The sequence below is a fragment of the Saccharothrix tamanrassetensis genome (assembly GCF_014203665.1).
GTDB classification, from domain to species: domain Bacteria; phylum Actinomycetota; class Actinomycetes; order Mycobacteriales; family Pseudonocardiaceae; genus Actinosynnema; species Actinosynnema tamanrassetense.
In genome coordinates, this window is record NZ_JACHJN010000001.1 from 436068 (window position 1) to 447354 (window position 11287).

An 11287-nucleotide genomic window follows, 5' to 3' on the forward strand; every position below is an offset into this window, starting at 1 on the left:
GCGGTCAGCGCTGGAACAGCTCCAGCGCGATGGCCGGCCGCCCGCCGAACCGCGCGCCGACGTGGTTGGCGAAGCCGGTCATCGGTCCCCGCACGTCGGTGATCGGCGGGTTCATCCCGGACAGGTACGAGGCGTGCGCCTCCAGCGAGGCGATCCCCGCCTCCAGCGTGTCGGTGATGTCCACCGCGTGCGTGGGGTGCGGGGACTGGGCGATCGCGACGTAGCGGACCTGCCACGGTTCGAGGCCCAGGTCGGCGAACACCCACCGGTTGCCCGCGTCGCCCACCGCGTCGATCAGCGCGACACCCGCGTTGCGGTGGTCCGGCGAGTTCCACTTGCCGCTGATGGTGAACTCGTGGTGGTTGAACCCCACCACCACGTCCGGCCGGTGCCGGCGGACCGCCTCGGTGATGTCCCGCCGCAGCAGCAGGCCGTACTCCACCACGCCGTCGGTGTAGTCCAGGAACTCGACGTCGGTCACGCCGACGATCGCCGCGCTCGTCCGCTGCTCCTGCTCCCGCACCAGCGCGGCCTCCGCCGGCTCGACCCCGTCGATGCCCGCCTCTCCCCTGGTGAGCAGCAGGTAGGAGACCTTCTTGCCGGCCGCGGTCCACGCCGCGATCGCACCGGCGGCGCCGAACTCGATGTCGTCGGGGTGCGCCACGACGACCAGCGCCCGCTCCCAGTCGTCGGGCATCGGCTGCAGTTGGTCGGACGAAGGACTGGACATGCTCGCCTCCAGCAACACCGGAACAGCAGGGACAGCGCGACCCGACCGACCTGTCGAACCACCTCCCGGTGGCACGCCGCCCGGCCCGGTCACGTCGCCCGACTCTACGAAGCACACCGCCACGACGCCGCTCAAGGTTGATCGGTCCCCGGCCGGCCGCGTGATCCCGCGTGGCCGTCGTCCTCGTCCGGAGCGCCCGACCGGGTGACCTTCGGACACGCCGAAGGGGCCGGTCGACGACCGGCCCTCCTCGACGTGGCGGTGCTCAGATCAGCCCGGCGTAGAAGTTCCGGATGTCGGCGACCAGGACGTCGGTCGCCTCGTGCGCGGCGTAGTGCCCACCCGCGTCGTTCGCGCCGCCGCCGGCGGTCGCGCCGCCGTAGGAGTTCCAGCTGACGATGTTGGCGTGGTCCCGCTCGGCGAAGCGGCGGATGGACTGGAAGTCACCCGCGAACATCGCCAGGCCGGTCGGGGTGGTGGTCGGCCCGGACGGCTGCTCGGTGGCGTGCGCGTCCTCGTAGTAGAACCGGATCGAGGACGCGCCGGTGCGGGTCAGCCAGTAGATCGCCACGTTGGCCACGACGAACTCGTCGTCCAGGCTCTCGCCGAACAGCTGGGCGTTCCACCCGAGCAGGCCGACCGGGGAGTCGGCGAGCGCGAAGGCCAGCGTCTGCGGCTGCTGGCTGTGCAGTGCGTTGAACGAGAACTTGTTGGCGTAGAACCACTCCAGGTGCTTCAGCGCCGCCAGGTCGGCCTCGTCGAGGCCCTCGAACTCGGCCGGGTCACCGGACGGGAACGAGAAGAGCTGGGTGACGTGCACACCGATGACGCCGTCGGTGTCCAGCCAGCCGACCTCCGGGGAGATCATCGAGCCGCCGTCGTTGCCGACCGCGCCGTACCGCCGGTAGCCGAGCCGGTGCATCAGCTCGACCCAGGCGCGGGCGGTGCGGTGCCTGCCCCAGCCGGTGCTGCGGGTGGGGCCGGAGAACCCGAAACCCGGCAGCGACGGGATGACCAGGTGGAACGCGGGCTGGTCGGCCGACTCCGGTTCGGTCAGCGGCGCGATGACGTCCAGGTACTCCACGATCGAACCCGGCCACCCGTGGGTGAGCACCAGCGGCGTGGCGTCCGGACGGGACGACCGGACGTGCAGGAAGTGGATGTCCTCGCCGTCGATCTCGGTGACGAACTGAGGGTGGGCGTTCAGCCGCGCCTCGAACGCACGCCAGTCGAACGAGTTCAGCCAGTAGTCGGCGAGCCGGCGCACGCGCTGGTTGGGCACGCCGTACGAGTCCGCGACGCCCGGCAGCTCGTCGGGCCACTGCGCGGTGCGCAGGCGGTGCGCCAGGTCCTCCAGCGCGGCCTGCGGGACGTCGACGCGGAACGGGCGGATCTCGGTGCCGGGCATGACCACTCCTCTGGAACGGAATACTTTGTTCCGTTTCAACATAGCGGACCGGAACGATCCGTTCCAGTGCTAATCTGGTGACCATGTCGTCACCCACCGAAGCCGCGGGACTGTCCGGCCGCCGCCGGCAGGCCGCGCTCAACGACGAGGCGATCCTCAACTCCGCGCGCGAGGTCTTCCTGGCGGACCCGAAGTCCCCCATCTCCGACGTCGCCAAGCACGCGGGCGTGGGCATCAGCGCCCTCTACCGCCGCTACCCCGGCAAGGAGGCACTGCTCCGACAGCTGTGCCACGACGGGCTGCGCCGCTACCTCGCCGAGGCGGAGGCGGCGCTGGCCGACCCGGACGGCTGGACCGCGTTCACCGGCTTCCTGACCAGGGTGGTCGACGCCGACGTGCACTCGCTGACCGTCCACCTGGCGGGCACCTTCACCCCGACCCCGGAGATGGGCGCGGACGCCGAACGCGCCGGGCGGCTCGCCGAGGACCTGGTCGAGCGCGCCCGCGCGACCGGGAAGCTGCGCGGCGACATCGTCCTGCAGGACATCGCCCTGGTGCTGGAGAGCTGTGCCGCCATCCGCGTGCCGGACCGGCGGCGCACCACCGAACTGCGCCGCCGGGTGCTCGCCATGCTGATCGACAGCATCTCCCGGACGGGGGCGCCGGACCTGCCGGGCCCGCCGCCCGAAGCCGGGGAGTTCAACTGGCGCTGGCAACGACGACCCTGAACCACCGCGGTCGAATCGACGTCGCCTCCGACCGGTCACGCCTGCGCCCGAAGTCGTGGGCACGACGAGTGGCCGACGCGTGGCGCCCGGGTCGCGCCGTCAGCTGTCGGCGAGGCGGTGCAGCAGGTCGAGCACTCCCGCGCCGGACTGGCCGAGCAGGTCGCGCTCGACCTCCTCCACCTTCACGGCGAGGCGCTTGTGCAGCGTCCGACCACGTGGACTGAGGTACACCCGGACCTTGCGGCGGTCCTCCGGGTCCACTTCGCGGTACACCGCCGCGATGCTGACCAGCTTGTCCACCACCCGGGTCACGGTCGGGCCGCTGGCGGGCGTCCGGGCGGTCAGTTCCGTCATGGTCAGGCTGCGCTGTTCGGCCAGGGCGGCGAGCACCAGCCACTGGTCGAGCGTGAGGCCCTCCGGGCGCAGCACCTGCTCGACGTGGCCGGTCACCGTGCGGACCGCCCTGGTCAGCGCTCTGGTCAGCGGGTCCGGCACCGGCCCTCCTCTTGCGGAACTTGGCACCGATTGTAAGACTTCCAGCTGAAAGTAAAAACCGAGGGTCGAGAGTGTCCGGATGGCAGGAGTCGCCTCGCGAGACGCCCACGCCGACTGGCGTGTCGCCATGGTGATCCCTCTCCAGGGCCCGGCCGGTCTGTTCGGGCCGTCCTGCGAGGCGATCGCCGAACTCGCCGCGCGCGAACTCAACGCCGAGGGCGGCATCCTGGGCCGCGAGGTGTCGTTCGAGGTCGTGGACGGCGGCGGCGAGCCCGCGCGGGTCGCGGCGGAGCTGCGCGACCTGGTGGACACCGGACGGGTGGACGCGGTCAGCGGCTGGCACATCTCCTCGGTGCGCAACGCGATCGCGCCGGTCGTGGCGGGACGCCTGCCGTACGTCTACACGTCGCTGTACGAGGGCGGGGAACGCCGTCCCGGCATCTTCTGCACCGGCGAGACGCCCCGGCTGCAGCTCGCTCCCGCGCTGAAGTGGTTGCGGGACAACATGGGTGCGCGGCGCTGGTTCGTGGTGGGCGACGACTACGTGTGGCCGCACACGTCCGCCGCCGCGGTCCGCCGGTACGCGCAGCAGCTCGACCTGCGGATCGTGGGCGAGGCGTTCGTGCGCCTGGGTGTCGGCGACGCGACCCCGCTGGTCCGGCAGGTCGAGCGGTCCTCGTGCGACGGCGTGCTGATGCTGCTGGTCGGGCAGGACGCGGTCGAGTTCAACCGGCGGTTCGCGGCCCGCGGCCTGCACGAGCGGCTGGTGCGGTTCAGCCCGCTGATGGAGGAGAACATGCTGCTGGCCAGCGGCCTCGGCGCGACCCGCAACCTGTTCGTCTCGGCGGCGTACTTCCGGTCCATGGTGAACGCCGACGCCATGGACCTGCTGGGCCGCTACGTCGGCCTGCACGGGACATCGGCGCCCGCGCTGAACAACGCCGCGGAGTCCTGCTACGAGGGGCTCCGCACGCTCGCGAGCCTGGTGCGCCGGGCGGGCACCGCGCGCCTGCCCGAGCTGAACGCGGCCATCGACGGCGTCGCCTACCACGGTCCACGCGGGACGGTGGAGTTCCGCGGGCAGCAGGCCGAGCAGTACGTGCACCTGGCCGTCGCCGACGGCTACGACTTCGACGTGATCACCCGCCTCTGATCGGCCGGCCGGGCCCCTTGACGAGCCCCTTCCGGCCATTTACCTTCACTTGAAAATATTACAAGTGGAGCAAATACGGAGGCGCGATGAGCAACGTCGGCCTGCTCTACGTCGGTGCCGTGCTGCTGGTCAACGGCATGGCGCTGCTCGGCAAGGTGCCCGTCCGATCCGCCGCCGCGCTGAACCTGTTCGTCGGCGCCCTCCAGTGCGTCATACCGACCGTGCTGATCATCCAGGCGGACGGCGACGCGGACGCCGTGCTCGCCGCGTCCGGCCTGTACCTGTTCGGCTTCACCTACCTGTACGTCGGCATCGTGAACCTGGCCGGGATCGAACCGGAGGGCATCGGCTGGTTCTCGCTGTTCGTGGCGGCGGCCGCGGTGGTGTACGCCGGGATCTCGTTCTTCCGCAACGGCGATCCGGTGTTCGGCGTGATCTGGCTGTCGTGGGCGCTGCTCTGGGCGTTGTTCTTCCTGGTGTTCGGCCTCGGCGAGGAGAGGCTGACCCGGTTCACCGGGTGGGCGGTGGTGCTGCTGAGCCAGCCGACCTGCACCTTGCCGGCGTTCCTCGCACTGACCGGCTCGCTGCGCTCGGACACCGGCACCGGACTGCTCGCCGCCGGGCTGGCCGTCGCGCTGGTCGCACTCGCCGCCGTGCTGGCGGCGCAGCGCAAGTCGTTCGTCCCCCAACCCGTTCTGGCCAAGGAGAGCTGATGCGACACGGAGACATCTCTGCCAGCCCCGACACCGTCGGCGTCGCGGTGGTGAACTACAAGATGCCCCGGCTGCACACCAAGGCCGAGGTGCTCGACAACGCGCGCAAGATCGCCGAGATGGTGGTGGGCATGAAGACCGGCCTGCCCGGCATGGACCTGGTGGTGTTCCCGGAGTACTCGACCCAGGGCATCATGTACGACCCCGGCGAGATGTACGACACCGCCGCCTCGATCCCCGGTGAGGAGACCGAGATCTTCTCCGCCGCCTGTCGCGAGGCCGACACGTGGGGCGTCTTCTCGATCACCGGCGAACGGCACGAGGAGCACCCGCACAAGCCGCCCTACAACACCCTCGTGCTGATCAACAACGCCGGCGAGATCGTGCAGCGGTACCGCAAGATCCTGCCGTGGTGCCCGATCGAGGGCTGGTACCCCGGTGACACCACCTACGTCACCGACGGCCCGAAGGGCCTGAAGGTCTCGCTGATCATCTGCGACGACGGCAACTACCCGGAGATCTGGCGGGACTGCGCGATGAAGGGCGCGGAGCTGATCGTGCGCTGCCAGGGCTACATGTACCCGGCCAAGGACCAGCAGGTGCTGATGGCCAAGGCGATGGCGTGGGCCAACAACTGCTACGTGGCGGTGGCCAACGCCGCCGGCTTCGACGGCGTGTACTCGTACTTCGGCCACTCGGCGATCATCGGCTTCGACGGCCGCACCCTCGGCGAGACCGGCGAGGAGGAGTACGGCATCCAGTACGCGCAGCTGTCCGTGTCGGCGATCCGCGACGCCCGGCACTTCGACCAGTCCCAGAACCACCTCTTCAAGCTCCTGCACCGCGGCTACTCCGGCGTGCACGCGGCCGGCGACGGCGACAAGGGCATGGCCGACTGCCCGTTCGACTTCTACAAGACCTGGGTGAACGACGCCACGAAGGCCCAGGAGAACGTGGAGTCGATCACCCGCGACACGGTCGGCGTCGCCGACTGCCGCGTGGGCGACCTACCGGTCGAGCAACGCAGGCAGTCCTAGGCTTCCCCGCCGTCCCGGTACCGCCCTGGTACCGGGACGGCGGTCCCCCGTGCTGCTCGTGCCGGCGACGGGTCCGTTCGAGGCCTACCCGCCGGCCGTGCTCCGGTCGTTCAGGCTCCGCCCCACACGCGGTCCGGCAGCAGCGTCGGGAGCGAGACAGCGTACGTCCCGGTCGGGTAGCACCGCGTTGCCCGCAGGCACCGCTCCTTGTTCCCCTGCTCGCCGGGGGTGCGGTGAGGTGCCGGAACCAATCGGTGCCACCCGGCGGCCTGGTCCCTCAGCGCTTCCAGAACCGCGCCCGACGCGGTGCGGTGAGCCCTTCCAGGGTGGTGATCGCCTGCTGGAGGCGTCGAGCCGGCTCGGTGGTCGGGGTGGCCAGGGTCTCGGCCAGTTCCCGCAGGGTTCGCACGTGCTCCACGGGTTCGCCCGCCGTGGTCCAGGCCGGGTGGAGGCGGTTGATCTCCGCGGCCAGGTGGGCCAGGGCGCGGTCCGCGTCGGTGGCGTCCGCGCGGCGCAGGACCTCCAGTTCACGAACCACGAACCGCGCCAACGGCTCCGCCGGCGCGGGCCGCACGGGCTGCGGCGGCACGGGCATCGGGCTCGGCGACCGTGGGGGCTGGGCGGGCGTCGGCTCCAGGAACGCGGGCACGTCCGACTCGTGCGGAGCAGGCGCCGTGTCCGCGCGCTTCGCCACTGCCGGCGCCTCGGCGGACACGCTCATCCGGCGCGGCGCGGGAGCCGGCCGGCCGGCGGCGGGCGCACCGGCAGGCGGGGCGAAGTGCGCCGGAGCGGACATCGCGACCGGCGGGGGCGGCGCACCGTAGCCTCCACCGCCGAACACACCGCCGGTCGGAGCCCAGCCGTCGGGTGATTCCACCGGCTGCGTCACGCGGTGGACCTGTCCGGACTCGTTGACCACGCGGGAGTCGACGGCCACGAACGCGGTGAACCTGGACAGGACGCCGAACTCCAGTGACGTCGCCACGATCCGGCGTTCCAGCTCCGCCAGGTCGCCGCGACCCACGACGTACCGGTCTTCCAGGTCGCGCACACGGGCCCGCGCCCACAGCGCGGCCAGGCTCGGGTTGTCACTCGCCACGGCCGTCAACTGCTGCCGCCACCCGTGGTCGCCGGACAGCTCCACACCGCCCGCCTCGCCGGTGTAGCGGCCGGTGACCACCACGGGCGCACCGTGGAACAGGTCGGGAAGCGGCCACGGCGCCAGTGACCCGGCGTCCAGGCCCAGGCCGGCGGACCGCACGGTCAAGCCGGTCAGGACCGGTGCGCCGATGCGCCGGTGGATGCCGCGCATCGCCTCGTCCAGCCGGTCCTCCGACTCGACCAGCTCGAAGCGGCCCGTGGTGCCGGCCAGCCGGTGCAGGAACGCCTCGTTCACCGCCCGGTCGATGCCCACGGTGTGCACGCGCACGCCGGAGAGCGGGGTCGCCAGCTCGCGCAGCAACCGGTCCTCGTCGCCGACCTGGCCGTCGGTCACCAGGACGAGCACGCGTTCCCGTTCCCCGGCCACGCCCAGCAGGTCGGCGGCCTGGTGCAGCGGCGCCGGCATCTCCGTGCCGCCACGGGCGTCCAGGCCCGCCAGGAACTCCACGGCCCGGTAGCGGTTGCGGTCGGTCGCGTCGACCAGACCGGCCGGCAGTCCGCCGGGTGTGTCCACCACGTTGTCGAACGCGAGCACCGCGAACCGGTCCCCCGTCGTCAGGCTGTCGACGATCCGCCCCGCCGCCCGGCGCGCGGCCACCATCTTCCAGCCGTCCATCGAGCCGGAGCGGTCCAGCACCAGCACCACGTCCCGCCCGCGCGTGGCGGCGTCGGACCTGGGCGGCAGCACGGTCAGCGCGAACGTCCCCGCCGTCCCGCCCTCGTCCGGCCGCACGGCCAGCGACGTGCGGACCGCGTCGTCATCGGCGAACTCCAGCCGCAGCAGGAAGTCCCGGTCCACCCGGGAGCCCGGCCGGACCTTCACCCGGAACCCGCTCGCGGTCTGCTCCGTCACGGTGGCGTGCAGGCTCGCCGAGGGCGTCGCGGGAGGCAGGCCCGCCGTGTCGACGTCCACCTCCAGCGACAGTCGCACGGGGTTGGGGAATCCGGGCAGCAGCACCGGCGGGCTGATCCGCGACGCGTCCGGCACCGCGTCGGTGTCCACGGCCACGCCGTCACCGACCTGGCCGCCTTCCAAGGGCGTACCGGGGATGTAGCGGGGCGCGACGACCAGAGGCAGCCGGAACGTCGCCGCGTCGTCCTCGTACGCCAGCGTCCCGGCCAGCGTCAGCCGCACGGTGATCCGCTCCCCCGGCATGACGTTGCCGACGCGGGTGGTGAACACCCCCGGCCGTTCCTCCTCGGCGATGGCGGCGCGCTTGCCCGTGGCGATGGCCTGGTCGTAGTCGGCACGCGCCTCGCCGCGCTCCTTGAGCACCCCTTCGACCACCCGGTCGTCGGCCTCCATCCGCAGCGCGGTCACCGCGGAGCGGGACGGCAGCGGGAAGATGTAGGTCGCTTCGAGGGGCTGGTCGTGCGGGTTGTGGAAGGTCTGCGTGATCGTGGTCTGCGACGCGAGGCCGGTGATCGAGGCGCGCACGTCGACCGCTTCCAGCGGCAGGTTGCCACGCTCGGTGCGCAGACAGCCGAGGCCGTCGTCGGCGGCGGCAGCGGGCCGGGCCACGGCGTCGATCACCTCGATGGGGGTGCTCATTGGTCGTCCTCTCCGGTGGTCGGGTCCAGGCCCAGGCGGGCGAGCAGGTCCAGCAGGGGTGCCGCGGCGGCTTCGATCTCGGCCAACTCCTCCGCGTCGGGCAGCCGCCCGGCGGAACCGAGCACCACGGTGACACTGTCATTCAGGCGGAAGCTCGGGACCACCTCGACAGTGCCGGCGGGGCGCGGTGGCGCGATCGGCGCGGCAGCCGGCCGCTCCTTCCAGAACCCCCCTCCCGCCCGCGCGGGCGGACCGTCCACGCCGGCCAGTCCGGCGAGCTTCGAGTCCGAGGCGCCGAGCGTCAACGACTGGATCTCGGCCAGTGAGTGCCCGGCCGCCTGCAGCTTCTTCACCGCGACGATCTGGAGCAGCTGTCGCCGTCCGTACAGGGCGGTCCGCCCCTTGTGGGCGGTCGGGCGGTCGACCAGTCCGATGGTCGTGTACCACCGGATGGCGCGACCGTTCGGCAACTCCCGCACCCGGCCGCTGCGCTGCCCGTCGTAGTTCTCCGCCAGCAGCGCGGCGACCCGCTCCGGAAGCTGCTCGATCGTCCACAGCTCGTCGTCCACGTGCCCATCGTGCGCGCCCGAACTGACACTGTCAATGTTGCAGTGTCAGACAACAGTCGGTTCGTGAGTGGCGTAGACCGGTCGGCTGACCGACGATCGGAAGACCATGAACACTCGACGTACCAGTCCGTGGGCCGCGCTCAGTGCGCTCTGCCTGGGCTTCTTCATGATCCTGCTGGACACCACCATCGTGTCCATCGCGGTGCCGGACATGCTGCGCGAGCTGGACACCGGGCTGAACTCGGTGGTCTGGGTGATCAGCGTCTACCTGCTCACCTACGCCGTGCCGATGCTGTTCACCAGCCGACTGGGCGACCGGTTCGGCCCCAAGCGGGTGTTCCTGGCGGGGCTGGTGGTGTTCACGTTGTCGTCGCTGTGGTGCGGTCTGTCCGGCACCGCGGAGATGCTCATCGTCGCCCGCGCCGTGCAGGGCCTGGGCGCCGCGCTGATGACCCCCCAGACGCTGGCGTTCATCACGCACCTGTTCCCACCCGCCGAACGGGGCACGGCCATGGGCCTGTGGGGTGGTGTGGCGGGTCTGGCGACGATCACCGGCCCGCTGCTCGGGGGCTTCCTGGTCGACCACCTCGGCTGGGAGTGGATCTTCTTCGTCAACGTGCCGATCGGCGTCGTCGCGGTCGTGTTGACCGTGCTGCTGGTGCCCGACTGGCAACCGCGCAACTCGCACTCGTTCGACGTGCCGGGCATCCTGTTGTCGGCGGCGGGCCTGTCCTGTGTGGTGTTCGGCGTGCAGAACGGCCAGCACCACCAGTGGGGCACCGTCGTCGGCGGCATCACGGTCTTCGAGATCATCGGCGCGGGGGTGGTGCTGCTCGTCGCGTTCGTGCTGTGGCAGCGCTACAACAAGCGCGAGCCGCTGTTGCCGCTGGCCGTGTTCGGCGACCGCAACTTCTCCGCGGGCACGCTCACCGCCGCCACCGTCGGCTTCACGATGACCGGCATGTTCCTGCCGTTGATCATCTACATCCAGACGGTGCTGGGGCTGAGCCCCACCATGGCCGGCCTGCTGACCGCGCCGATGTCGCTGCTGTCCGGGATCGCCGCGCCGTTCGTGGGCCGCGCCTCGGACCGGGTCGACGGCCGCTACCTGGTGATCGCCGGACTCGCCCTGCTCGCCGCGGGCATGGGCATCATCTCGCTCCAGGCCCGGCCGGACACCAGCCCGTGGGCGCTCATCCCGGCGCTGCTGGTCAGCGGACTGGGCATCGGCTGCATCTTCTCGCCGATGAGCAACCTGACGATGAGCAGCGTGCCGCCCCGGCTGGCCGGCACCGCGTCGGGCATCTTCAACACCTCCCGCCAGGTCGGCGGTGTCCTGGGCAGCGCCGCGATCGGCGTGCTGCTCCAGGCCCGGATCAGCACGTCGACCGCGCACGAGGCGGCCGTCGCCGCCGAGCAGTTGCCCGAGCCCTACCGGGCGCCGTTCACCCGGGCCATCGCCGAGGCGGCGGCGGGTGCGGGCGAGTTCGGCTCGACGGGCGGGCAGACCGCCATCCCCGGCCTGCCACCGGACGTCGCCGCGCAGGCCGCCCGCCTCGCCTCCCAGGCCGTCGAAGCGGGCCTGACCGACGCCGTCCGCGCCACGCTGCTCCTGCCGATCGCGGTGCTGCTGCTCGGCATCGTGTCGGCCGCGATGCTTCGCCGCGTCACGCCCCAGCCGGAGACCGCCGGTCGACGGTGACCGTTGCGGCGACCGTCGAGCAGGTGTCGCCGGACCACC

The 11287-nt window shown here is 71.7% G+C and carries 10 protein-coding genes; 5 read left to right on the forward strand and 5 right to left on the reverse strand.

The annotated features are described in order from the left end of the window. Positions 1-4: 4 nt before the first annotated feature. Both FHS29_RS01770 and FHS29_RS01775 read right to left on the reverse strand, forming a co-directional pair. Positions 5-730, reverse strand: coding sequence for a PIG-L deacetylase family protein (locus FHS29_RS01770; protein WP_184687568.1), 726 nt, complete (start codon positions 728-730; stop codon positions 5-7). Positions 731-995: 265 nt separating this feature from the next. After that, positions 996-2138 (reverse strand): epoxide hydrolase family protein, encoded by a 1143-nt coding sequence (locus tag FHS29_RS01775; RefSeq protein WP_184687570.1) that lies wholly within the window; start codon positions 2136-2138, stop codon positions 996-998. Between the two features lie 83 nt (positions 2139-2221). Here FHS29_RS01775 and FHS29_RS01780 point away from each other — a divergent pair, with 83 nt between their 5' ends. Next, positions 2222-2866: a TetR/AcrR family transcriptional regulator gene (locus tag FHS29_RS01780; RefSeq protein WP_184687571.1), complete on the forward strand. Its 645-nt coding sequence runs from the start codon at positions 2222-2224 to the stop codon at positions 2864-2866. A 99-nt stretch (positions 2867-2965) separates the two neighbouring features. Here FHS29_RS01780 and FHS29_RS01785 read toward each other — a convergent pair whose 3' ends face one another. After that, a complete protein-coding gene (locus FHS29_RS01785; RefSeq protein ID WP_312864696.1) occupies positions 2966-3361 on the reverse strand; it encodes a MarR family winged helix-turn-helix transcriptional regulator in 396 nt (131 codons plus the stop codon). Positions 3362-3440: 79 nt separating this feature from the next. Here FHS29_RS01785 and FHS29_RS01790 point away from each other — a divergent pair, with 79 nt between their 5' ends. The 3 genes from FHS29_RS01790 to FHS29_RS01800 all read left to right on the forward strand — a co-directional run bounded on the left by FHS29_RS01790 (position 3441) and on the right by FHS29_RS01800 (position 6264). Beyond that, complete coding sequence (locus FHS29_RS01790; RefSeq protein ID WP_246439763.1) at positions 3441-4514, forward strand: substrate-binding domain-containing protein; 1074 nt, start codon at positions 3441-3443, stop codon at positions 4512-4514. An 86-nt stretch (positions 4515-4600) separates the two neighbouring features. After that, the gene (locus FHS29_RS01795) at positions 4601-5227 is read left to right on the forward strand and encodes an AmiS/UreI family transporter (protein WP_184687575.1); all 627 of its coding nucleotides are present in this window, start codon (positions 4601-4603) and stop codon (positions 5225-5227) included. After that, on the forward strand, positions 5227-6264 hold the full coding sequence (locus FHS29_RS01800; protein ID WP_184687576.1) for an aliphatic amidase: 1038 nt from the start codon (positions 5227-5229) through the stop codon (positions 6262-6264). The genes FHS29_RS01795 and FHS29_RS01800 overlap by 1 nt, the downstream gene beginning before the upstream one ends. Before the next feature lie 277 nt (positions 6265-6541). Here FHS29_RS01800 and FHS29_RS01805 read toward each other — a convergent pair whose 3' ends face one another. Then, a complete protein-coding gene (locus FHS29_RS01805; protein WP_184687577.1) occupies positions 6542-8977 on the reverse strand; it encodes a VIT domain-containing protein in 2436 nt (811 codons plus the stop codon). Continuing rightward, a complete protein-coding gene (locus tag FHS29_RS01810) occupies positions 8974-9546 on the reverse strand; it encodes a MerR family transcriptional regulator (protein ID WP_312864697.1) in 573 nt (190 codons plus the stop codon). Before FHS29_RS01810 ends, FHS29_RS01805 begins: the two co-directional genes overlap by 4 nt. A 106-nt stretch (positions 9547-9652) precedes the next feature. Between FHS29_RS01810 and FHS29_RS01815 the strand changes: the two genes are divergently transcribed. Further along, positions 9653-11248, forward strand: a complete 1596-nt coding sequence (locus FHS29_RS01815; RefSeq protein WP_184687578.1) for a DHA2 family efflux MFS transporter permease subunit — start codon at positions 9653-9655, stop codon at positions 11246-11248. Positions 11249-11287: the final 39 nt, after the last annotated feature.

What these genes read in the sequence shown, in the direction of transcription:
- FHS29_RS01770 (WP_184687568.1), bottom strand. Translation starts at nt 730, where the DNA reads ATGTCCAGTCCTTCGTCCGACCAACTGCAGCCGATGCCCGACGACTGG.
- FHS29_RS01775 (WP_184687570.1), bottom strand. Translation starts at nt 2,138, where the DNA reads ATGCCCGGCACCGAGATCCGCCCGTTCCGCGTCGACGTCCCGCAGGCC.
- FHS29_RS01780 (WP_184687571.1), top strand. Translation starts at nt 2,222, where the DNA reads ATGTCGTCACCCACCGAAGCCGCGGGACTGTCCGGCCGCCGCCGGCAG.
- FHS29_RS01790 (WP_246439763.1), top strand. Translation starts at nt 3,441, where the DNA reads ATGGCAGGAGTCGCCTCGCGAGACGCCCACGCCGACTGGCGTGTCGCC.
- FHS29_RS01795 (WP_184687575.1), top strand. Translation starts at nt 4,601, where the DNA reads ATGAGCAACGTCGGCCTGCTCTACGTCGGTGCCGTGCTGCTGGTCAAC.
- FHS29_RS01800 (WP_184687576.1), top strand. Translation starts at nt 5,227, where the DNA reads ATGCGACACGGAGACATCTCTGCCAGCCCCGACACCGTCGGCGTCGCG.
- FHS29_RS01805 (WP_184687577.1), bottom strand. Translation starts at nt 8,977, where the DNA reads ATGAGCACCCCCATCGAGGTGATCGACGCCGTGGCCCGGCCCGCTGCC.
- FHS29_RS01815 (WP_184687578.1), top strand. Translation starts at nt 9,653, where the DNA reads ATGAACACTCGACGTACCAGTCCGTGGGCCGCGCTCAGTGCGCTCTGC.